General features: G+C 44.9%; 19 protein-coding genes and 1 tRNA gene. 10 read left to right on the forward strand and 10 right to left on the reverse strand.

The genetic code is table 11. The features are described 5' to 3' along the window. Positions 1-16: 16 nt before the first annotated feature. Genes K6V30_RS10720 through K6V30_RS10730 form a run of 3 tightly spaced genes read right to left on the reverse strand, consistent with a single transcriptional unit; the run spans position 17 to position 3,878 of the window. Complete coding sequence (locus K6V30_RS10720) at positions 17-1,492, reverse strand: Gfo/Idh/MocA family protein (RefSeq protein WP_010539392.1); 1,476 nt, start codon at positions 1,490-1,492, stop codon at positions 17-19. 57 nt (positions 1,493-1,549) lie between these two features. Beyond that, positions 1,550-2,617 (reverse strand): Gfo/Idh/MocA family protein, encoded by a 1,068-nt coding sequence (locus tag K6V30_RS10725; protein ID WP_055271821.1) that lies wholly within the window; start codon positions 2,615-2,617, stop codon positions 1,550-1,552. Positions 2,618-2,639: 22 nt separating this feature from the next. After that, positions 2,640-3,878, reverse strand: a complete 1,239-nt coding sequence (locus K6V30_RS10730) for an acyltransferase (RefSeq protein WP_010537022.1) — start codon at positions 3,876-3,878, stop codon at positions 2,640-2,642. A 150-nt stretch (positions 3,879-4,028) separates the two neighbouring features. Between K6V30_RS10730 and K6V30_RS10735 the strand changes: the two genes are divergently transcribed. Beyond that, positions 4,029-4,595 carry a 5'-methylthioadenosine/S-adenosylhomocysteine nucleosidase family protein gene (locus K6V30_RS10735; RefSeq protein WP_022301987.1) on the forward strand — a complete coding sequence of 189 codons (567 nt, stop codon included), beginning with the start codon at positions 4,029-4,031 and terminating at the stop codon, positions 4,593-4,595. On the opposite strand, the gene K6V30_RS10740 is transcribed toward K6V30_RS10735, so the two are convergent. Beyond that, positions 4,565-4,924, reverse strand: coding sequence for a YbaN family protein (locus tag K6V30_RS10740; RefSeq protein ID WP_008760110.1), 360 nt, complete (start codon positions 4,922-4,924; stop codon positions 4,565-4,567). The two genes, K6V30_RS10735 and K6V30_RS10740, sit on opposite strands and share 31 nt — an antisense overlap. Before the next feature lie 128 nt (positions 4,925-5,052). On the opposite strand from K6V30_RS10740, the gene K6V30_RS10745 reads away from it, so the two are divergent. The 7 genes from K6V30_RS10745 to K6V30_RS10775 all read left to right on the forward strand — a co-directional run bounded on the left by K6V30_RS10745 (position 5,053) and on the right by K6V30_RS10775 (position 11,078). Then, entirely contained in the window at positions 5,053-5,406 is a 354-nt protein-coding gene (locus K6V30_RS10745; protein ID WP_010537024.1) for a 6-pyruvoyl trahydropterin synthase family protein, read from the forward strand. Positions 5,407-5,436: 30 nt separating this feature from the next. Beyond that, positions 5,437-5,982: a 7-carboxy-7-deazaguanine synthase QueE gene (locus K6V30_RS10750; protein ID WP_010537025.1), complete on the forward strand. Its 546-nt coding sequence runs from the start codon at positions 5,437-5,439 to the stop codon at positions 5,980-5,982. 56 nt (positions 5,983-6,038) lie between these two features. Next, complete coding sequence (locus K6V30_RS10755) at positions 6,039-6,779, forward strand: (Fe-S)-binding protein (protein WP_010537026.1); 741 nt, start codon at positions 6,039-6,041, stop codon at positions 6,777-6,779. Then, positions 6,776-8,161, forward strand: coding sequence for a lactate utilization protein B (locus tag K6V30_RS10760; RefSeq protein WP_010537027.1), 1,386 nt, complete (start codon positions 6,776-6,778; stop codon positions 8,159-8,161). Before K6V30_RS10755 ends, K6V30_RS10760 begins: the two co-directional genes overlap by 4 nt. Then, on the forward strand, positions 8,158-8,739 hold the full coding sequence (locus K6V30_RS10765) for a LutC/YkgG family protein (protein WP_010537028.1): 582 nt from the start codon (positions 8,158-8,160) through the stop codon (positions 8,737-8,739). Before K6V30_RS10760 ends, K6V30_RS10765 begins: the two co-directional genes overlap by 4 nt. Before the next feature lie 205 nt (positions 8,740-8,944). Next, on the forward strand, positions 8,945-9,817 hold the full coding sequence (locus K6V30_RS10770; protein WP_010537029.1) for a pyridoxamine kinase: 873 nt from the start codon (positions 8,945-8,947) through the stop codon (positions 9,815-9,817). A gap of 88 nt (positions 9,818-9,905) precedes the next feature. After that, the gene (locus tag K6V30_RS10775) at positions 9,906-11,078 is read left to right on the forward strand and encodes a DUF418 domain-containing protein (RefSeq protein WP_055271823.1); all 1,173 of its coding nucleotides are present in this window, start codon (positions 9,906-9,908) and stop codon (positions 11,076-11,078) included. A gap of 841 nt (positions 11,079-11,919) precedes the next feature. Here K6V30_RS10775 and K6V30_RS10780 read toward each other — a convergent pair. From K6V30_RS10780 to K6V30_RS10790, 3 genes are all read right to left on the reverse strand, one after another. Continuing rightward, on the reverse strand, positions 11,920-12,909 hold the full coding sequence (locus K6V30_RS10780) for an IS30 family transposase (protein WP_055271871.1): 990 nt from the start codon (positions 12,907-12,909) through the stop codon (positions 11,920-11,922). A gap of 368 nt (positions 12,910-13,277) precedes the next feature. Further along, entirely contained in the window at positions 13,278-14,561 is a 1,284-nt protein-coding gene (locus K6V30_RS10785; protein WP_055271260.1) for an energy transducer TonB, read from the reverse strand. Further along, the gene (locus K6V30_RS10790) at positions 14,558-15,070 is read right to left on the reverse strand and encodes an RNA polymerase sigma factor (protein ID WP_010537032.1); all 513 of its coding nucleotides are present in this window, start codon (positions 15,068-15,070) and stop codon (positions 14,558-14,560) included. Before K6V30_RS10790 ends, K6V30_RS10785 begins: the two co-directional genes overlap by 4 nt. A gap of 212 nt (positions 15,071-15,282) precedes the next feature. Between K6V30_RS10790 and K6V30_RS10795 the strand changes: the two genes are divergently transcribed. After that, positions 15,283-17,136, forward strand: coding sequence for a vWA domain-containing protein (locus tag K6V30_RS10795; RefSeq protein WP_055271258.1), 1,854 nt, complete (start codon positions 15,283-15,285; stop codon positions 17,134-17,136). Positions 17,137-17,332: 196 nt separating this feature from the next. On the opposite strand, the gene K6V30_RS10800 is transcribed toward K6V30_RS10795, so the two are convergent. The 3 genes from K6V30_RS10800 to K6V30_RS10810 all read right to left on the reverse strand — a co-directional run bounded on the left by K6V30_RS10800 (position 17,333) and on the right by K6V30_RS10810 (position 18,464). Next, a tRNA-Trp gene (locus tag K6V30_RS10800) sits at positions 17,333-17,405 on the reverse strand. A 65-nt stretch (positions 17,406-17,470) separates the two neighbouring features. Beyond that, positions 17,471-17,824 (reverse strand): arsenate reductase family protein, encoded by a 354-nt coding sequence (locus tag K6V30_RS10805; RefSeq protein ID WP_010537034.1) that lies wholly within the window; start codon positions 17,822-17,824, stop codon positions 17,471-17,473. Between the two features lie 55 nt (positions 17,825-17,879). Beyond that, positions 17,880-18,464 (reverse strand): uracil-DNA glycosylase family protein, encoded by a 585-nt coding sequence (locus tag K6V30_RS10810; protein WP_022301014.1) that lies wholly within the window; start codon positions 18,462-18,464, stop codon positions 17,880-17,882. Between the two features lie 101 nt (positions 18,465-18,565). Here K6V30_RS10810 and K6V30_RS10815 point away from each other — a divergent pair, with 101 nt between their 5' ends. After that, complete coding sequence (locus tag K6V30_RS10815; protein WP_022301013.1) at positions 18,566-21,694, forward strand: SusC/RagA family TonB-linked outer membrane protein; 3,129 nt, start codon at positions 18,566-18,568, stop codon at positions 21,692-21,694. The last annotated feature ends 5 nt before the right edge of the window (positions 21,695-21,699 follow it).

Consider the following 21,699-nt stretch of genomic DNA (forward strand, 5'->3'; position numbering starts at 1 on the left):
ACTTACTTTTATCGTGTTATCGTGGCATATCGGGCAGTCTCCAGCCTTCACGATAATTATGTTTCACCAGTTCGGCTGCGAATTGTTTCGCGTTGATCGGATCTGTCCAGGTCTTGTTGAAGGACGGGTGACCGTCATGAATCGTAAATCCGTCTTTGATACAGGTTCTGAGTGTTTCATTGTCACCGATATTAGTGAAGCACATGTTGGCGCCGTCCCATTCCAGTGTCTTGTTCAAGCCTTGCAGACGGATAGCCAATACACCCATTACTACCATTTCGTTCATCGGTCCCGATTCGGAGAAATCCGCTTTCGGCATCACGCGGTTGGATTTGTCTTCCTTGCAAGCACGTACCCAGTCCATTTCATGGGAACATTTGACACGGCGGCATACTTTCGGTGCGTTGGGCACACGGCCTGACAACAAGAAAGGTTGTTCTCCGTAGCAGCCGCAAATCAATGTGTCCTTTGTTCCGTGGAAAATGGTCAGACCACCACCGGGGCCCATCAGCTGTTTTCCTTCCGGGAAACCTTTCGGACGTTCGGGCATCATACCGCCGTCATACCAGTGTACCTCCACTTCCGGCAAGGCAACTTTCGGCATATTGTCGCGGGCGGGGAAAATCATTTTCACATGCTGGGCCTGAGGAGCGCAGGCACTCAACAATAAAGTAGAAGAACCTTCCACCTTGGTAGGATAACCCAGTTTCAGTGCTCTGAACGGCTGATGCAGGATATGGCAGGCCATGTCACCCAATGCGCCGGTTCCGTAATCCCACCATCCGCGCCAGTTCCAGGGATGATAAACGTTGTTGTACGGGTTCAGTTTGGCAGGTCCGGTGAAAAGATCCCAGTTCAATGTGTTGGGGATGCGGTCCGCCTTTTCGGGTGCATTCAGTCCTTGCGGCCAGATAGGACGGTCGGTGGCGCATTCCACTTTAGTCACTTCACCGATTTCTCCATTCCAGATCCATTCGCAAACAAGGTCGGTACCTTCGCCTGATGCTCCCTGGTTACCCATCTGGGTTACTACTCCGGTGGAAGCGGCAAGTCTGGTCAGCAGACGGGATTCATATACGGAGTGTGTCAGCGGTTTCTGGCAATATACATGTTTGCCCATTGTCATGGCGTCTGCCGTGATAATGGCGTGAGTATGGTCGGCAGTGGCAATGATGACACCGTCAATGGATTTGCCCATTTCGTCGTACATCTTGCGGTAGTCCCAGTATTTCTTAGCTTTGGGGAACTCGTCGAATACGCCTTTGGCATATTTCCAGTCCACATCACAGAGGGCTACGATGTTTTCGGTGCCCTTCACATTGTTGATGTTGGCGTGTCCCATACCTCCGATACCTACGGCTGCGAGGTTCAGTTTGTCGGTTGGTGAAACGTGCCCGTGGCTCATACCTAAGATAGAGCTGGGAGCAATGGTGATGCCTGCTAAAGCGGCGGCTCCCGTTTTAAGGAATTTTCTTCTTGAAAAGTCTGACATGGTTTTATTTTTAAGAGTTAGTAATTAATTTCAGCCTGTTATATCATTAAAAACTTATTATGGCTTTTGGAGTAATCCGTATCCGTTTTTCATATTTCTTCTTCTTTCCCATATTTGCTCCAGTGTCTCCAGTTCTCCTATCGCGGGTAAATCGTGCGTATAGGCGTCGTGCAAAAAGGTCCATGCGTATTCGGACGCGATGGCGGAGTCTCGTATGAGCGGGAGTTTGGGGTTTCTGGTTCCGGTTTCTATGGAGTCGGCAAACAGGTCGCACAGTACATCGATGTTTTTCCCTCCGAAGGGTTTCTCTATCCGCTCTGTCCGTGTGACTCCGCGAAGGTCGACAACGGCGGTTTTAAAGTCGTGTGTCATGCGGGCGATTCCTTTGGTACCGATGATGTCCACGTATGAATTGTGGGTCTGGTCCTTGGATAATTGTCCGTAGACAAATCCCTGGGTGATATCGAAGACAACGCCGTTCTGGAATGTTCCGTGGCATTGCACCCACCAGGGGTCCTTATAACTCCACATGTTGACTCCCTGTGAATGCCACGTCTTGTATTCGCATCCGGCATACCAGCGTGCGATGTCTACATAGTGCATTCCGCAGTCGTGGAAGGCGGGTCCTTCATATTCGTGCCCTTCCCCCGGTGCGAGTCCCGGAGTCATGTGGCAGATGCGCAGGATGGCCAGTTCACCGATCTCTCCCCGGTCTATAAATTGCTTGATGGCCTGATGGTACCAGGCATTACGGAGATACAGGTTGACGGTAGAGAAACAAGCGGCTTTTTCAGTGATGTCCACTACTTCCCATTCTTTGTCGATAGTGTCTGAAACGGGTTTTTCGGAGATGATATGCTTGCCGTATTTGATGGCCTTTTCAATCCGGTCTTTTCGTGAGTCTGCCAGAGCAAATAGTCCTACTACCTGCACACTTTCATCATCGAACATTTCCTGTTCGTTTTCCAGTATCTTCGATTCGGGAGATAATTTCTTCGCCAGTTCCCGGCAATCGGGATTGATGTCGCAAATGTATGCGACCTCCCATCGCCCGCTTTTCTGCATTTCTTTTAAATAAAATCGCCCCATTCTGCCAAAACCGATGAGACCAACTTTAATCTTCATAATACCTATTCTTTTAATTTTTTTATCCCATAAAATACTTAGCCTTCTTCGGAATCACTTTATATACTGCTGCCGTGAATGCCCAACTGCAAAGGAAAATGCAAACAGCCATCAAGGGAACCTGCAATGGAATAGGAATTTCCGAAGGACCTATCAGCAGGAAGAACGGACCTACCACAAAGTAGTGTACCATGTAAATTCCGAAACCGCACTTTGTCATATTGGCTAATGCTTTGACTACGACAGGCGTATTGACTACCACTTTCTTCATCAACAGGAATGCTGCTAACGTCATCAACAGCACATTCGGGCTACAGAACGTGAAATAAAGTTCCATTTCAGTCTCCGTAGCATTCGGATTGGCAGCAGTCGTACTGAATCCTGTGTACGTCACGTAATAACCGACGGCAAACATTACGGCACAAATAAGGAATGTCTTCCACACACTCCAATTGCTATTATGACGATCGGATTCTCCGTTACCACTAAAAGGCCAGAAGATTTTTAGTATATTTCCGTCCTTGTTTTCTTTCACGTAATGTCCCAGCAGCAGATAACCGTTGAATCCGGCGAAGTAGTAAAGCATGCTGAATTCGTTCCATGTATCGGTACCGAAAACATAACCGCTGCGGTCGAAGAGCCAGTTGGCTACATATTCGCGTATATAAGGAATAAAGAGAGAGACGATCCAGATAAACAGGAATACTTGCTTGGTTTTGTTGCTTGCCCGCTCTACCCATGCAGAGAAGAAAGGCATATAGAGGTATAATCCGATGAGCAGATAGATATACCACATGTGATTTTCCTTGTGGCTGAAATTGAACGGAATCATGGCCACATCTTTCAGCGAATCCATGAGACTTTGCGACTCATGTCCCTGAGTGTAGCAGAAGAAGTCGCCTATGATTTCTTTGGGCAGACCTAAAAGTCCCGTAAACCAGGGGAACATACTGTAAAGCACCGACCAGATGAGGAACGGAAAAAGTACGCGGAAAATACGTTTCTTGTAAAAAGTGCCCAAAGGCTGTTCTTGTCTGACGGGAAGCAGAAGGAGTCCGGTCATCATCACGAACAGGGGAACCGATGGACGCAGAAGTGAACCGTAGATCGCTGCCCAATGTGTGTACTCAGGAATAACCCGCATCGTGGGGGAAATGTAAAAAGGATCAATACAATGTACGCCGATTACCATTAGCATGGCAACGCAACGAATCACGTCCAGCCAAACCATCCGGTTGTCTGTAATAGAGTTTTTTGTCATGGTGTTTTGTTTTTAAGTTATGTAGGCAAAGTTAACGAACGGGAGAAACATCTATGATTAAAAAATGACCATTTTAGAGCAATCCTGAACCAAATTAAGCGTAAATGCTTAATTTTGCACTTAATTAATGTCATTATATACAGAAAACTTATGCTGAAAATATTAGTAACGTATGCCGTTCAAGGCGAGTTTGTAGAAATTAAGTGGCCGGATGTGGAGCCTTATTATATCCGTACGGGCATCGGAAAAGTGAAATCTGCCTTTCATCTGGCAGAGGCGATTCGCCAGGTGCAACCCGATCTTGTCTTGAATATCGGAAGCGCGGGAACGGTCAGCCATCAGGTAGGAGATATCTTTGTCTGCCGTAAATTTATAGACCGCGACATGCAGAAGCTTGCCGGGTTCGGTATGGAATGTGAAATAGACTCTTCCGCTTTGCTCGAAACAAAGGGGTTCTGCAAACATTGGACAGAAGAAGGGATCTGCAATACGGGAGATGGTTTCCTGACGGAACTGACTCATGTCAGCGGAGACGTTGTGGATATGGAAGCGTATGCGCAGGCCTTCGTCTGCCGTTCCAAGGAAATCCCTTTTATCTCCGTGAAGTACGTGACTGACATTATCGGGCAAAACTCCGTGAAACATTGGGAAGACAAACTGGTTGACGCCCGTCAGGGACTTTCGGATTATTTCAATGTCTTGAAAGAGAGAATATGATAGGTGACGCCTGCCGCTATTAGTCCCAGAAGGATTTTCACCCATAGAAGCGGAATCAGGAAAAAGATGCAATAGAGCATCGTTCCCCACATCAGCACAAGGGAGATGATCTTGGCTCGGAGCGGTATGGCCTTATTTTCACGGAAGTTGCGGATGTACGGACCGAAGTGCCGGTGATTCAGCAACCAATTGTATAATCGGGGCGACCCTTTGAAATAAAGTGCGGCGGTAAGTAATAGAAAAGGAGTAGTAGGCAGTAACGGCAGGAAGATGCCGAGAATGCCGAGTCCGAGAGATATGCTTCCTAAAACAATATACAGAGTTTTCATTCGGCAAAGATAGTGTAAAAACAGGAAAAAATAATCGGGTTTGCGGGATGAAAGCTCTTTTTATATTACCTTTGTCCTTGCATCGAGGTGACATTAGATGCATGTAACCATATAAAATATATACAGCCATGTTTACAGTAATCAAACGCATGGAGATATCAGCTTCTCACAAACTGGTACTCCCGTATCGCAGTAAATGCGCCAGTCTACACGGTCACAACTGGATTATCACTGTCTATTGCCGTTCTTCACGGCTCAACTCCGAAGGAATGGTGGTGGATTTCACCCGCATCAAAGAAGTGGTCACGGAGAAACTGGACCATCAGAACCTGAATGAAGTACTTCCATTCAATCCGACAGCGGAGAACATTGCCCGCTGGGTTTGCAAACAGATTCCGCAATGCTATAAAGTAGAAGTGCAGGAGTCCGAAGGAAATATCGTTATCTACGAGAAAGACCGTACCGAAGACGAGAAAGAGTAAACGCGCACCAAACAAAACTTTTTTTGAAAGATGAGAAAGATTAACGAAATCTTTTATAGTTTGCAGGGGGAAGGCTATCATACCGGAACACCGGCTGTTTTTGTCCGCTTCTCCGGCTGTAACTTGAAATGCAGTTTCTGCGACACGCAGCACGAAGAGGGCACTTTGATGACGGACGACGAAATCATAGCCGAAGTCAGCAAATATCCGGCTGCAACCGTTATCCTCACCGGCGGAGAACCGTCGCTCTGGATAGACGACGCGCTGGTCGACCGTCTGCACGAAGCAGGCAAGTATGTTTGTATCGAAACCAACGGGACACGCCCTCTGCCGGCATCTATCGACTGGGTGACTTGTTCGCCAAAGCAAGGCGCCCGGTTGGCCATTACCCGGATGGATGAGGTGAAAGTGGTCTACGAAGGACAAGATATAAGCATTTATGAACGACTTTCCGCTGAACATTTTTTCCTCCAGCCTTGTTCTTGTTATAACACTGCTTTGACAGTGGATTGTGTAATGCGACACCCCAAATGGAGACTAAGCCTGCAAACACACAAACTAATCGACATCCGCTAAACAGACAGAACGGATGGAGTAGCAGAGGATGCATCTAAATTTTACGTAATATAATTATGAAAGTAGGTTTATTTATTCCTTGTTATATCAATGCTATTTACCCCAATGTGGGGGTAGCATCGTATAAACTATTGAAAAGTTTAGGAGTAGATGTCGATTATCCGTTGGATCAGACCTGTTGCGGACAACCGATGGCAAACGCCGGTTTTGAAGACGAGTCGATGAAGCTGGCATTCCGTTTTGAAGATCTGTTCCAGAAGTACGATTACATTGTCGGCCCTTCTGCCAGTTGCGTGGCATTTGTGAAAGAAAACCATCCCCGGATTTTGGGGACCGAAGGACATGTGTGCCAGAGTGCAGGGAAGATTTATGATCTCTGCGAGTTTATCCATGATGTGCTCAAACCGGCGAAGATACCGGCACGCTTCCCGCACAAAGTCAGCATTCACAACAGCTGCCACGGTGTGCGCGAACTCTTCATCTCCGCTCCCAGCGAATTGAACATCCCTTATTACAACAAACTGCGTGATCTGCTCAATATGGTGGAAGGCATCGAAGTGTTCGAGCCCAGCCATATAGACGAATGTTGCGGCTTCGGCGGAATGTTTGCCGTAGAAGAACAGGCGGTATCCGTCTGCATGGGGCGTGATAAGGTGAAAGACCACATGGCTACCGGAGCCGAATACATTGTCGGAGCGGACAGTTCCTGCCTGATGCATATGCAAGGTGTCATCAAACGGGAACATCTGCCGATTCAAATTATCCATATTGTAGAAATCTTAGCGTCGCAATCATGAGTACCAAACATTCGAAGGCTGCCGAAAAGTTCTTGCAGGACAGCAAGATGGCAGCATGGCATAACGAAACCCTTTGGATGGTCCGTGCCAAAAGGGACAAGATGAGCAAGGAAGTTCCCGAATGGGAGGAACTGCGCAACAAGGCTTGTGAACTGAAACTGTATTCCAGCAGCCACCTCGAAGAACTCCTGCTGGAGTTTGAGAAGAACGCTACTGCCAACGGGGCGATTGTACATTGGGCAAAAGATGCAGATGAATATTGTGCCATTGTGTACGAGATTCTGAATGAGCATAACGTGCACCACTTCATCAAAAGCAAATCGATGCTTGCCGAAGAATGTGGTCTGAACCCTTTCCTGATGGAACGTGGAATTGATGTGGTAGAGTCCGACTTAGGCGAGCGTATCCTGCAACTGATGCATCTCGAACCGAGCCATATCGTTCTGCCTGCGATCCACATCAAGCGGGAACAGGTAGGCGAATTGTTTGAAAAGGAGATGGGTACGGAAAAAGGAAACTTCGACCCGACCTACCTTACACATGCCGCACGCAAGAACCTGCGTCATCTCTTCCTGAATGCGGAAGCTGCCATGACGGGCGCCAACTTTGCCGTAGCCTCTACCGGAGACATCGTCGTCTGCACCAATGAAGGAAATGCCGATATGGGTACTTCTTATCCCAAACTGAATATCGCCGCTTTCGGTATGGAGAAGATCGTGCCGGACTTGGAGGCGCTGGGAGTGTTCACCCGTCTGCTGGCACGTTCGGCAACCGGACAGCCGGTGACTACTTATACTTCTCATTACCGTCGTCCCCGCGAAGGCGGTGAATATCATATTATTATCGTAGATAACGGTCGGAGTACACTGCTCTCCAAGCCCGGTCATATCAAGACACTGAACTGTATCCGTTGCGGTGCCTGCATGAATACCTGTCCGGTCTATCGACGGAGTGGGGGATACTCTTATACTTACTTTATACCCGGTCCTATCGGTATCAATCTGGGGATGGCCCACGATCCGGAGAAGTATTATGATAATCTTTCCGCCTGTTCGCTGTGCATGTCCTGTTCCGATGTCTGCCCGGTAAAAGTGGACTTGGCGGAACAGATTTACAGGTGGCGTCAGGATCTCGACGCATTGGGAAAGGCGAATACCGGAAAGAAGATAATGTCCGGTGGAATGAAATTCCTGATGGAACGTCCCGCACTGTTCAATGCGGCTTTGTGGGCGGCTCCGATAGTGAATGGTCTGCCGCGCTTTATGAAATACAATGACTTGGACGATTGGGGCAAAGGACGCGAACTGCCGGAATTTGCCGGAGAGTCATTCAATGAAATGTGGAAGAAAAACAAGGTACAGGGAAAGGAGGAATCAAAATGAGTAGCAGAGAAGAAATACTGGCGAGCATCCGTAAGCATACGCAGTCGCATTATGAAAAGCCGGATATAGCAGATATGAAACGGTTGACGTATCCCGACAAAGTGGAGCAGTTCTGCGCTATCAGCCGTGCTGTCGGTGGTACGGCAGTGGTATTGGACAAAGGGGAAGATGTGAATGCTGTCATTCGCCGGACGTATCCGGATGCGATGCGCATTGCTTCCGTACTGCCGGATATATCTTGTGCAACTTTCAATCCGGATATGGTGGACGACCCGAAAGAACTGGACGGAACGGAAGTTGCCGTCGTTCGGGGAGAGATCGGGGTAGCCGAGAACGGTGCGATCTGGATACCGCAACAGGTGAAGTATAAAGCGATTTATTTTATCTCGGAGAGTCTGGTGATTCTGATCGACCGGAACAAGATTGTGGATACCATGTATGACGCTTATTGCCAACTGGACGGACAGGAATATCAGTTCGGTACTTTTATTTCCGGTCCCTCAAAGACGGCGGATATCGAACAGGCATTGGTCATGGGAGCGCATGGAGCACGGGAGGTTTTAGTCATATTGACATAATTCCGGCTTTATTATTCTAAAATAAATTTGGATTTAAAACAATAGAAGCTTAGTTTTGTTAGGACAAAGAAAAAACAGAGCTTCTGTTTATATCGAACGAAGGCTCCGTTGGTCAGAAACAGAGCCTTCGTTTTCATTATATAGAGTCTCTGTTTGAGATCCCGTTGACAGACAAGAATCAAAAATCGTCTAATAATAAATTGATATGTATGCAAATAAAGTAAAGAAGATAGCTGCCGTTCACGATCTTTCGGGGATGGGACGCGTTTCTCTGACAGTCGTTATTCCTATATTGTCCTCGATGGGCTTTCAGGTCTGTCCGCTTCCTACGGCAGTGTTGTCCAATCACACCCAGTATCCCGGCTTCTCCTTTCTGGACCTGACGGATGAAATGCCGAAAATCATTGCCGAATGGAAGAAACTGGAGGTACAGTTTGATGCTATTTATACCGGTTATCTGGGCTCTCCGCGACAGATTCAGATTGTTTCCGATTTTATCAAGGATTTCCGTCAGCCGGATAGTCTGATAGTAGCCGATCCGGTGCTGGGAGACAATGGACGGCTTTATACCAACTTTGATATGGATATGGTGAAGGAAATGCGTCATCTGATAACCAAGGCGGATGTGATTACTCCGAATCTGACTGAGTTGTTTTATTTGCTGGACAAACCGTATAAAGCGGACAATACCGACGAGGAACTGAAAGAATATCTCCGTCTCTTGTCTGACAAAGGTCCGCAGGTGGTTATTATCACCAGTGTTCCGGTGCACGATGAGCCCCATAAGACTTCCGTATATGCCTACAATCGTCAGGGCAACCGCTACTGGAAGGTGACTTGTCCTTATCTGCCTGCACACTATCCGGGTACGGGGGATACTTTTACGAGTGTGATCACCGGTTCTTTGATGCAGGGAGACAGCCTTCCGATGGCGTTGGACCGTGCTACGCAATTTATTTTGCAAGGTATCCGGGCAACCTTCGGCTATGAGTATGACAACCGGGAAGGCATTCTGCTGGAGAAGGTTCTTCACAATCTGGACATGCCGATACAGATGGCTAGCTATGAGTTGATATAAAAAGCTTTTAATATTTATAAACTTTTGTACTTCAGATATTTCTGCTATTTTTGCGTCATTATAAATTGATCTTGAATAACTATATCTGATGACTCAAACACTTAAAACGACTGAACGGCTCGGAGTTGTAGATGCTCTGCGCGGATTTGCTTTGCTGGCTATTGTATTGTTGCATAATCTGGAACATTATAATCTGTTTTTACCGTTGGAATGTACCTTGCCTGCATGGTTGCAGACGGTAGATAAGTATGCGTGGGACACCATGTTTTTCCTGTTTGCAGGGAAGGCGTACGCTACGTTCTCTTTATTGTTCGGCTTTAGTTTTTATATTCAGTTTCATAATGCGGAGAAGCGGGGAACTGACTTTCGCGGGCGCTTTGCGTGGCGGCTGTGCTTGCTTTTCCTGTTTGCGCAGCTGCATGCCTTGTTCTACAACGGGGATATTCTGCTGCTCTATGCAGTAGTCGGCTTTGCCTTGATTCCGGTTTGTAAACTCAAAGATAAAGCCGTTTTCTGGATTGCCGTTATCTTGCTTCTGCAACCCTACGAGTGGGGGCGTGCCATCTATGCAATGATCAATCCGGAGTATGTACCGGTGACAGGTCATTATATTCCTTTTGCCAAGCTTGCGGAGGAAGTGACGGCTACCGGCAGTTTCTTTGAAGTACTCCGTTCCAATATCACTGACGGACAATTATATAGCAATATCTGGCAGGTAGAGAACGGTCGCCTGTTCCAGACGGCAGCTTTATTCATGTTCGGAATGCTTCTGGGACGCCGGAAGTACTTTATGAAAAGCGAAGAGTCCCTGCGCTTTTGGAAGAGGATGCTGACAGGTGCTGCAATCGCTTTTATTCCTCTCCATTGTCTGAGGGTGTTTGTTCCTGAACTGATCACGAATCCGTCCATCTTGGTTCCGTATAAGATAGCTGTCCCGTCTTATGCCAACTTTGCTTTCATGATTGTTCTTGTTTCCGTCTTTACCTTGCTTTGGTTTAAAAAAGATACGGGATATAGCTGGCAAAGTCTGCTGATTCCTTATGGCCGTATGAGTCTGACGAACTATATCTCGCAGTCCATCATGGGGGTAACTATCTATTATGGATTCGGACTGGCCATGTACAAATATGCAGGTGCAACAGGAAGCTTGCTGATCGCATTACTTATCTTCACCGTACAGCTGATATTCAGCCGCTGGTGGCTTGCCCGTCATAAGCAGGGACCGCTTGAGTTTCTGTGGCGTAAGGGGACTTGGATTTAGTGGACATGAAGAATGATGAACGAAGAATTACTTTGCAGCGTGATAGCGCAGCCAGTTCTTCATTCATCATTCAAAACCATACAGAAAGAAACAAACTGAAAACAACCGGGATTTCGGATTGATCCCCTATTTCATATAGAGAAATCAACGGGTCCGAGTTGCTTCTACATAAGAGTTTTTCGGGCATTCTATTGTCATCTGTCAGCTTTTAGTATTTAAACATCTACGAAACAGCCGTTTATATCATGACAATAAGACCTGATAATAAGGCTGACAGTAGAAAAACAGGCGTTTTATTGTCAGCCCATTACCCAAAGATAAATCCTGCAATTTAAATATCCTCTCCTTCTCCTTGTATTTTTTGAGCGCTCACTTTGCTCATGACAACCAATCAAAGCAGTTGTGCCATACCGGTAAAACAGTTGTGCCAACGTAGTGACACAACCGTGCCAATACGATGGCACAGCTGTGCCAAGCCTTTGGCACAACCGTTTCCAATAGAAGAAACAACAGTTCCAAGCAAGGAAACGACAATTCTATAAACACGAAACAGCAGCTTTCTACAGATGAGCAAGCAAAAACATCCGCCCTGTCATTTATCCCCTTCAAGATTCGCAAGAATAAGAGAAATCATTGATGCCTCCTATCAGAATTGAAAAAAGAGGCTGACAATAAAACGCCTGTTTTTCTACTGTCAGCCTTATTATCAGGTCTTATTGTCATGATATAAACGACTGTTTTGTAGATGTTTAAATACTAAAAGCTGACAGATGACAATAGAATCTACTTAATTCTCGAATGTATATATCCCCGCTGAATTCAAGTTATAAACGCGACATTCCTATTTAAACTTCTCCATATATTTTTTAAACTGTTTCATATTTTTAAAGGCTATGGCTTCTTTAGGCGACATGAATCCTAGCCTTTTTCTCGGTCTTATATTAATTTCGTATGTAATTTCCTTCAATCTTTCTCCCGTAATATATTTAAACTCTTTGTCTTTAGGTATATACTGTCTAAGTATTCCATTTAGATTCTCATTAGATCCTCTTTCCCATGAATGATATGGTCTTGCAAAGTAAAATTTAATACCCAGTTCTTTTGCAATTTCCATATGCCCTGCAAATTCGCTTCCATTATCGGATGTTATAGTGTGTATATATCCCTTATACGGTTTTAATATGTTAATTGTCGCTGTTGTTACCCACCTTGCTTCTTTACTGGGCAATTTTGCTGTCCATAAAAATCCTGCTTTCCTGTCATTAATGGTCAGAATAGCTCCTTTCTGTCCTTTTCCAATAACTGTATCAATCTCCAAATCGCCCAATCTGCTTCTTGTATCCACAATAGGAGGTCTCTCCGATATACTTGTGCGGTTTTTCACCCAACCACGATCCTTATTCTTGTTCCCTCTCTTTTTATGTTTCCTGCCTCTTCTTCTTAAATACCAGAATAGATTTCCGGCATTTTGTTTGTCTTTCCATATCCACTGATACAGGCGTTCATGAGAAACCATTGGGTAGCCTAAGAGCTTGCATCGTCCACATATTTGCTCAGGGCTGTAATTCAGATCAATCAACATGGTACGAGCATGAGCTTCGACTATATTTGTAAACTTTACGTAACGAGAACGCTGTGATTTGCGTAACTCATACCTATATTGTGCATAATCTCCGTCATACTTGTCGGAAGCCCGCAATTTATTACGACGTAACTCACGATAAATGGTACTACGATGTACACCTAATAAAGAGGCAATATCATCTTTCTTTTTACCTGCTTGCAGATACGCTTCTAATTTGTATCTTTGTCCTTCGGTTAATTGTTTCATCTTGCAACTGATTTGGTAGGAGATTGAGGAGGCAAGATAGGAACTTTATTCCAAGGGAGAAGCAAGATGAAGTTTTTTTTCATCAGCTTCTCTCTAAAATTATGCTTCTACACTAAATTCTCAATCAACTGTCGCATTTATAACTTGAACCCAGGCCCTATAATAGATGTTTTTAACTTCTGATTTGTAACAAAAGGATACGAAGGACTAATATACTCACCTACCACCTCCCCCTACGGGTACTCCTCCTTCCCGAAGGGAGGAGATTTAAGATACTAACGACTTTTTAGTCGGCCCCAATAAAGATACTGCCTACTTTTTTATTTAATTCATTTCCATACAGAAATGAATCAAACTTTTGATGTTGCTTAGAATTTGACGGTTACTTCTGCAATTTTGTTTCCATAAGTCCAGTCTGGTCCTTCCAGAATCAGGCGTATAGCTTCCTTATCTAATGATTTGCAAAGACTTTCTTTGACTCTGATAAAGTAAGGACGCCCTTCCTTGTTTACGCGGAAAGTCAATACAACCTTTCCTTTGACTTTAGCGCAAGCTTCGTCTGTGGGATGAATCAAGTTCTTTTTGAGATACTTTTTATACTGTTTCATTCCCATCACGGGCTTCGGAGCAACAGAACTCTGCGAATTGCCAGAGCCTTTTAATGTATCGGATTCTTTTGATGTATCGGAGTTTTGCAAGATACCCGGAGCCTTTTTCAAGTCTTCTATTGAAACGGTGGAGACGGCTCCTGTTACAGTCCTTTTTTTCTGTGTGCCATATCCTACTACCACGACTTCATCCAGTGTTTGTCTGTCACTTTCATTCATAGCTATGAGCATTGTCTGACTGGTGTCTACTTGCATATCAATGCGATTATAACCGATATAATTGATGGTTAAATCTTCATTACCTTTCATTTTGATCAATGAGAATTCTCCGTTGAGGTCTGTTATGGTTCCGATATTGGTTCCTTTATAACAGATATTAGCTCCAACGAGTGGTTCTCCATTTTCATCTGTTACCTTTCCTCTGATGATGTTGTTGGCTTGGGCAGTCAATTTAGTAATTTTCATCTTTTTTCTGTCAGACTCGGAGACTGAAGTATCTGTAGCCATCGCTACAGTCACCTCTTCCGAAACTTCAGTTGGAGTAATCACTTCTTCCATGACCGGAGCTGGTGTAGGAACGGTCGTAGATGCTTTGGCAGGTATTGTTGCGGGAGTTGCTGCGGCAGGAATCTCTCGGGATTTAGAAGCTTCTTTGGTCTTGGCCACTATATCTTTTCCGACTATTTCCTTTTCGGTAGGGATGTGGCTGGAATCTGGGGTCATCTTTTGTATGGATACGGAAGAAACTTGCTCTAATACATTATCTTCTATACTCTGTTTCAGTAACAGAAAATAGCTGCTGATTCCGATTCCTATCATCAGACAGGCAGCGATGCTCCAGGTGATGGCATACTTATTTCTTTTCTTGGCCGAATGAGCGTTTACCCTCATCTGCAATTGACGAATCTGCTGTTCGTGATCCCCTTCTACTTGGTGGTACCCATCCATAGCATCGGCCAGAAAAGGATCTTTCATCGACTCTTTTTCCAGTCGATGCGCCTCTTTTCCTTTGCGGAGTCCTCGTATGTAGTCCAATAGTTTCATAGGGTTTGTTTCTTGATACAAATTTTTAAGTTTCGCTTTCCGTTCTGGATATAGCTTTTCACGTTATTGAGCGTAAATCCGGTTTGTTCCACAATATCCGCATACGACATTTCTTCTAAGAAGAAACGTGTAATGCTGGTCCGTTGTTCTTCGGGCAGCTTTTCCAGACAATGATGCAATGCCTTTAGCTGATCTTCCGAACTTTCCTCTTCACTTAATAGATGCAGAAATTCGTCGGATTCCATAATATTAATGGTGTAATCTAACGGAATTTCTTTGTTTTCCTTTCGTAACAGTTGCAGACAGTGATTCTTCGCTACCCGGTAGAGCCACGGCCTGAACACTTTTATTTCATAGTTACTGATCTTAGGCAGCAAGTCTTCGAACATCTGCATGACTGCTTCTTGCGCCCGGTCCTCATCTTGCAGATATTTCAGGCACAGTCCGTACGTTAACGGGATATAACGGTTGTATAATTCACCGAAATATTCCGAATCCCCGGACTTCATGTAGTGCGTCAGTAGTTCCTCGTCCGTTAACTTTGATATGTTTCTTTTGAAAAACAGAACTTTTTTTGCTGTCAAAGATAGACATAGCAATTAGAAATAGCAACGTGTAGAAGAAAAATAAAAAAAACTTCGATTGGTTTATGGAATCCGTGTGGAATCTGCATCTCTATAGTAAAAGCGAATTAGTTGTAACATTTTAAAAAGATAAAGTTATGAAGACAAACCAATTCAGAGCAATGATGCTCGCAATGATGTTAGTGATTACCACATTGGGTACGGTATGGGCACAACCTTTGATTGTAAAGGGAACGGTGACAGATGGATCGGACGGTTCTCCGTTGGTAGGGTGCTCGGTGACTGTAAAAGGAACCTCTCGCGGGGCTATTACAAACCTGCAAGGGCGGTATAGTATTGAGGCAAAAAAGGGAGAAACGCTTGTTTTTAGTTATATTGGTTTTGAAAAAGCAGAAAGGGTCGTGCGTTCGGAAAAGATCAATGTAAGCCTTAAAGTAAGTTCGTCGGAAATACTGGAAGAATGTGTTGTCGTTGGATACGGCACTCAACGGAAGATGACAGTCACCGGAGCTGTCTCGACCGTAGATCTGGCAAGCCTCAGACAACCGGCTGTATATATGGACGCGGTAAATACGGAAGAATATCAATCAATCCATGAAAATGGTTTCAAGCAAGTGGGCGAGTTTCCGCTTTCTACTTTTTCCATTGATGTGGATGCTGCTTCTTACAGTAATATGCGCCGCTTTATCAACAGCGGTACATTACCCGTTGCCGATGCTGTCCGTACAGAAGAATTAGTGAATTATTTCTCTTACGATTACGCAAAGCCGACCGGAACTGATCCGGTGAAGATAACCATGGAAGCAGGTGTTTGCCCTTGGAATACGGCTCACCGTCTGGTACGTATCGGACTGAAAGCGAAAGAAATACCGACTGACAACCTGCCGGAATCCAATCTGGTGTTTCTGATTGATGTTTCCGGCTCGATGTGGGGACCTACCCGTTTGGACTTGGTAAAGTCGTCTCTGAAGTTATTGGTGAACAACTTGCGTGATAAGGATAGGGTAGCGATTGTAGTGTATGCAGGCAATGCCAGTGTGAAACTGGAATCGACTCCGGGCAGTGACAAACAGAAAATACGAGATGCGATAGACGAGCTTACATCCGGTGGCTCTACCGCTGGTGGTGCAGGTATCCAACTGGCTTATAAGGTGGCTAAGCAAAACTTCCTTCCTAAAGGAAACAATCGTATTATCCTTTGTTCCGACGGCGATTTCAATGTGGGTGTTTCTTCTGTGGAAGGCTTGGAGCAACTGATAGAAAGAGAACGTAAAAGCGGAGTATTTCTGAGTGTGTTGGGCTATGGAATGGGTAACTACAAAGATAACAAAGGACAGGCTTTGGCTGAAAAAGGAAATGGAAATCATGCCTATATAGACAACTTGCAGGAAGCCAATCGCGTTTTGGTGGGTGAGTTTGGAGCTACACTTCATACGGTAGCCAAGGACGTGAAACTGCAAGTCGAATTTAATCCTGCTCAGGTACAGGCATATCGTCTGGTTGGTTATGAGAGTCGTTTGCTGAAAGATGAAGATTTTAATAATGACGCCAAGGATGCCGGTGAACTGGGAGCCGGACATACGGTAACCGCTTTCTATGAAGTGATTCCCGTAGGCGTGAAGAATGACTATGTAGGAAAGGTGGATGATCTGAAATATCAAAAGAAACAAAAAGAAACGGTGAAACCAACCGGTTCCAATGAATTGCTGACCGTAAAATTACGCTATAAAGCTCCGGATAAAGACGTCAGCAAAAAGATGGAGCTTCCCTTCGTGGATAACAAAGGAAATAATGTTTCTTCCGATTTCCGCTTTGCCTCTGCCGTAGCTATGTTCGGTCAGTTGCTCCGGAACTCTGATTTCAAAGGGGATGCAAGCTATGATAAGGTGATTGAACTAGCCAAACAAGGACTGAATAATGATGATAAAGGATACAGAAGAGAATTTGTCCGTCTGGTTGAGACTGCTAAAGGGATAACACCTAAGGATTAAAGCCTACATGAGTCGATTGATAGAACACTGGTAAAAACAGATGTAATCATCGAATAGATAACTATTTCGTTTAACTAATTTGAGTTCGTTCCAAAATCAGTATGAAATAAGAATGAATATTGCAATGCGGATGAAAGGAAGTGGTAATAAAAAGAAAAACCGCAAATAGTCATGGACTGTTTGCGGTTTACTTCTGCACGGGAGGAGAGGCTCGAACTCCCGACACCCGGTTTTGGAGACCGGTGCTCTACCAACTGAGCTACTCCCGTGTTTGCGGCTGCAAAGGTAGTATAAACTTCCGAACCTGCAAATGTTAGGGTAAATAAATTTCCAATTATTTTAATTTTTCCCATTCATCGGGCTTAAAACCTACCAGAACGAAGCTGTCGGTCACTACTAACGGACGTTTCACCAATTTACCGTTAGTTGCCAATAAGGTGATTTGCTCTTCTTCGGTCATAGTTGGCAGCTTCTCACTCAGTTTCAGCTCTTTATATACCAAACCACTAGTGTTGAAGAATTTCTTTATCGGTAGTCCGCTTCGCGGAATCCATGCTTTCAACTCCTCCACCGTAGGGTTATCTTCCACAATAAGCCGGTTAGTGTACTCAATGTTATTTTCTGTTAGCCATTTCTTGGCTTTTTGGCATGTGCTGCATGCCGGATATTGCAAAAATAAAGGTGTCATACTATATGTTGTTTATTGATTCATACTTAAAAACTCAAACCTTAGAACTTAATACTTAAACAAGCATCTGCAAATCTTGATACATAATCCGATAGGCAGCCGCTTTTTTGTCTAAGGCAAGAGGGTATGCCCGTGAGGAAGAAGGCATCCTGTAGAGTCTCATCGCTCGTCCTTCGAATACGAATTCTGCATAATCGCCTACTTTGGGTTCGCCTACTTCCAATTGTTCACGGAGTGTGTCCGTCGCTTTTTGTCCGGTGGTGACGATGGCCCTGCATTCGGGCAGTTGGCGGAGTAATGCTGCAATATCCGTCGGCTGTACTACTTCGAGGAACTTGTCTGAAGCATTATCCTGCAAACGCCGGATAGAGGAGGCGGTATCGAACAGGGCGATTCCTTTTTCGTTTAGAAAATCAACGATCTGTTCCCGGCAGAATGCTTTCCGGCTCTCATTCAGAAAGTGTTCTTTGTCTCCGAAAAATAAAAGTCCGACAATGCGCCACATATCATTATTCAGGTTCGGATAGTAAAAATCCATCGACCACCGTTTCCTTTGTGGCGGAAAGCTTCCCAGCATCAGCAGCTTTGCTTTCGGGGGAAGAAAAGGTTCCAGCGGATGTTTTTCGATTTCAATTTCCATGCTTCTGTAATTTCTTACAAAAATAACGAATCTATTCTTTTCATTCAAAATAGTTACAGAAAAAAACAGTTTTAAAAAATTTTGGCTATTTTTGCACGGTAATGACAAAACAACATATTGGAATACTTTTGAAAACAAGAATACTTATAAGTTGCTGTTTTATAGGCTTGTTATTTTTCTTTGAAGAAGGTTGTTATGCTTCGCAGTCAGAACCGAAAGAAAATGTGAGAGTCTCTTCTGTTAATTTTACGGTGAGGGGACGGGTTATTGATGTGTATGGTGAACCGTTGATCGGAGCGACAATCAGAGAGAAGGGCGGAGCGAATGGAACAGTGACAGATGTTGAGGGGAATTTCTTCTTATCCGTTCCGGATAGTGCTATACTGCAAATTTCTTTCGTGGGTTACGAGTCTCAGGAAGTCGGCGTACAGGGCAGGTCGATGCTTGAAATATGTCTGAAGGAAAGCATTCAGCTGCTTGATCATGTGATTGTTACCGCTTTGGGGCTTGAAAAGAAAGAATCTTCTTTGGCCTATGCTGTGCAGAAGGTGAGGGGAGGAGAATTGAATCGCGTGAAAGAAGTGAATATGATCACTGCTTTGGCGGGGAAGGCAGCCGGTGTGCAGGTCAGCAAGAACTCTTCCGGTATGGGCGGGTCGGCGAAAGTCAGTATTCGTGGGGTGCGCTCGGTAGCCGGAGACAATCAGCCTTTGTATGTGATAGATGGAGTTCCTATGTCGAACTCCACTTCGGAACAGGCTTATTCGGCTATTGGCGGTACGGCAAATGCCGGAAACAGGGACGGAGGCGACGGTATCTCCAATCTGAATCCGGAAGATGTGGAAAGTATCAGCATCCTGAAAGGAGCTCCAGCCGCAGCCTTGTATGGTAGTCAGGCAGCCAACGGAGTTATTCTTATTACGACCAAAAAAGGAAACTCCGTAGGGCGGAGAGATATTCATTTCTCTACCGGATTGACTTTTGAGAAGGCTTTCTGTCTGCCCAAAATGCAGAATAACTATGGGGTAAGTGATGTGACAGACAGTTGGGGGGAGAAAGAAAACCTCATGGCTTATGATAATCTGAATAACTTTTTCCGTACCGGACTGACGTCGATCACTTCCGTATCCGTCAACTCCGGAAACGATAGACTGCAAACTTACTTCTCCTATGCCAATACGACCGGGCGTGGTATTCTGAATGAAAACAAACTCTCCAAGCACAATATCAATCTGAGGGAGACCGCTGTACTCTTCAATAGCCTGCTGAAACTGGATGGTAATGTGAACGTCATGAGGCAGACGGTGAAGAATAAACCTGTATCGGGAGGTTTCTATATGAATCCGTTGGTAGGGCTTTACCGCTTTCCTCGTGGCGAAGACTTGTCATATTATAAAGATAACTATGAACACTATGATGAGGAAAGAAAACTGAATACACAAAACTGGCATACTTTTACCGAGGACTTCGAGCAGAACCCGTATTGGATACAAAACCGTATACAGAGTAAGGAAGCGCGTACGCGATTGATCCTCTCTCTTTCCGCCAATTTGAAAGTGACCGGTTGGCTGACGCTTCAAGCTCGTGGCAATATGGATTATTCAGCCGATAAACTACGTCAGAAATTCTATGCCTCTACCGCTACGGCACTGTGTGGAATGAACGGGCGTTATATTGAAATGGATTATCAGGAAACGCTGATGTATGGAGACGTGATGGCGATGGCTAAGAAGAAACTGAATGATTTTACGTTGGATATAGCTATTGGCGGCAGTATTAATGATAAGGTTGTTAACTCCACCCGTATTGATTCGAAGAATGCTTCTCTAAAATTTGCCAATGTGTTCAACCTTGCTAATATCGTGATGAGCAGTTCTGCCAGTATTGACCAGAAAATAGATGCTCACTACCAACTGCAGTCTGTTTTTGCAACAGCACAGGCTGGCTATAAAGAAGGAATCTTTTTAGATCTGACCGCACGTAATGACTGGTCATCTACGCTAGCTTATACAAAATACGAAAAGAAGGGATTCTTTTATCCTTCCATCGGAGTATCTTTTCTCCCCGATAAGTGGGTGAAGATGCCCGAATGGGTTTCGTTCTCAAAGTTACGCGGAGCTTATAGCATTGTAGGCAACGGGGTACCTCCCTTCATTACTTATCCCGTATCGTATGTGACTGCCGGCGGAGGAATGCTGGCAAGTGATGCCGCTCCTTTTGCGGAGATGAAACCGGAAATGACACATTCTGTCGAACTGGGTATGGAATGGAAATTCTTGCAGCACCGCTTGGGATTGAACCTGACTTATTATCGTACCAACACTTATGAACAGTTTTTCAAACTCCCGGCACTTGCTGGAGATAAATACGCCTATCGATATGTAAATGCGGGAGACATTCAGAATCAGGGATGGGAGATCACGCTGGATGCCACTCCGGTACTGACTTCTGACTTTACATGGAAGACTTCCATGAACTTTTCTGCCAATAAGAATAAGATCGTAGAACTTCATGAAGAGTTGAAGGAGTTTGCTTACGGACCTACCAGCTTCTCTTCCAGTTATGCGATGAAACTGGTGAAAGGCGGTTCGATCGGCGACATTTACGGTAAAGCCTTTATACGTGATGAAGAAGGTCATATTCTGTATGGAACGGAGGGAGATTATAAAGGACTTCCGTTGGTAGAGGGTGACGGGAATACCGTAAAAGTGGGAAATGCCAATCCTGTTTTTATGTTGGGATGGGATCATTCTTTCTCTTACAAAGGTTTTAGCCTTTACTTCCTGCTCGACTGGCGATATGGAGGTGAAATCCTTTCGCAGACTCAGGCGGAGATGGATCTTTATGGAGTTTCGAAGGTTACGGCACAAGCCCGTGATAAAGGATATGTCTCGTTGGAAGGCCGGCAGATAAGCGATGTAAAGGGATTCTATAAGAATGTGGTCGGCGGACGTGCCGGAGTGACCGAATACTATATGTATGATGCGACCAACCTCCGTCTGCGGGAAGTCTCACTGAGTTATAGCTTCCCCCGAAAATGGATACAGAAAACGAACGTACTGAAGGACCTGCAACTTTCCTTTGTAGCCCGTAACCTTTGTTTCTTGTACAAGAAAGCCCCTTTCGATCCTGATCTGGTACTTTCTACGGGAAATGACAATCAGGGAATTGAAGTGTTTGGCATGCCTACCACCCGCAGTCTGGGCTTTACGTTGAAATGTGAATTTTAAGAGCA

Origin of the sequence: Bacteroides faecis (assembly GCF_020091505.1) — a bacterium.
GTDB classification, from domain to species: domain Bacteria; phylum Bacteroidota; class Bacteroidia; order Bacteroidales; family Bacteroidaceae; genus Bacteroides; species Bacteroides faecis.

Coding starts and splice junctions, on each gene's coding strand:
- K6V30_RS10725 (WP_055271821.1), bottom strand. CDS start 2,617: ATGAAGATTAAAGTTGGTCTCATCGGTTTTGGCAGAATGGGGCGATTT.
- K6V30_RS10795 (WP_055271258.1), top strand. CDS start 15,283: ATGAAGACAAACCAATTCAGAGCAATGATGCTCGCAATGATGTTAGTG.
- K6V30_RS10735 (WP_022301987.1), top strand. CDS start 4,029: ATGCTGAAAATATTAGTAACGTATGCCGTTCAAGGCGAGTTTGTAGAA.
- K6V30_RS10760 (WP_010537027.1), top strand. CDS start 6,776: ATGAGTACCAAACATTCGAAGGCTGCCGAAAAGTTCTTGCAGGACAGC.
- K6V30_RS10785 (WP_055271260.1), bottom strand. CDS start 14,561: ATGAAACTATTGGACTACATACGAGGACTCCGCAAAGGAAAAGAGGCG.
- K6V30_RS10750 (WP_010537025.1), top strand. CDS start 5,437: ATGAGAAAGATTAACGAAATCTTTTATAGTTTGCAGGGGGAAGGCTAT.
- K6V30_RS10730 (WP_010537022.1), bottom strand. CDS start 3,878: ATGACAAAAAACTCTATTACAGACAACCGGATGGTTTGGCTGGACGTG.
- K6V30_RS10745 (WP_010537024.1), top strand. CDS start 5,053: ATGTTTACAGTAATCAAACGCATGGAGATATCAGCTTCTCACAAACTG.
- K6V30_RS10775 (WP_055271823.1), top strand. CDS start 9,906: ATGACTCAAACACTTAAAACGACTGAACGGCTCGGAGTTGTAGATGCT.
- K6V30_RS10720 (WP_010539392.1), bottom strand. CDS start 1,492: ATGTCAGACTTTTCAAGAAGAAAATTCCTTAAAACGGGAGCCGCCGCT.
- K6V30_RS10805 (WP_010537034.1), bottom strand. CDS start 17,824: ATGACACCTTTATTTTTGCAATATCCGGCATGCAGCACATGCCAAAAA.
- K6V30_RS10810 (WP_022301014.1), bottom strand. CDS start 18,464: ATGGAAATTGAAATCGAAAAACATCCGCTGGAACCTTTTCTTCCCCCG.
- K6V30_RS10780 (WP_055271871.1), bottom strand. CDS start 12,909: ATGAAACAATTAACCGAAGGACAAAGATACAAATTAGAAGCGTATCTG.
- K6V30_RS10740 (WP_008760110.1), bottom strand. CDS start 4,924: ATGAAAACTCTGTATATTGTTTTAGGAAGCATATCTCTCGGACTCGGC.
- K6V30_RS10755 (WP_010537026.1), top strand. CDS start 6,039: ATGAAAGTAGGTTTATTTATTCCTTGTTATATCAATGCTATTTACCCC.
- K6V30_RS10770 (WP_010537029.1), top strand. CDS start 8,945: ATGTATGCAAATAAAGTAAAGAAGATAGCTGCCGTTCACGATCTTTCG.
- K6V30_RS10790 (WP_010537032.1), bottom strand. CDS start 15,070: ATGAAGTCCGGGGATTCGGAATATTTCGGTGAATTATACAACCGTTAT.
- K6V30_RS10765 (WP_010537028.1), top strand. CDS start 8,158: ATGAGTAGCAGAGAAGAAATACTGGCGAGCATCCGTAAGCATACGCAG.
- K6V30_RS10815 (WP_022301013.1), top strand. CDS start 18,566: ATGACAAAACAACATATTGGAATACTTTTGAAAACAAGAATACTTATA.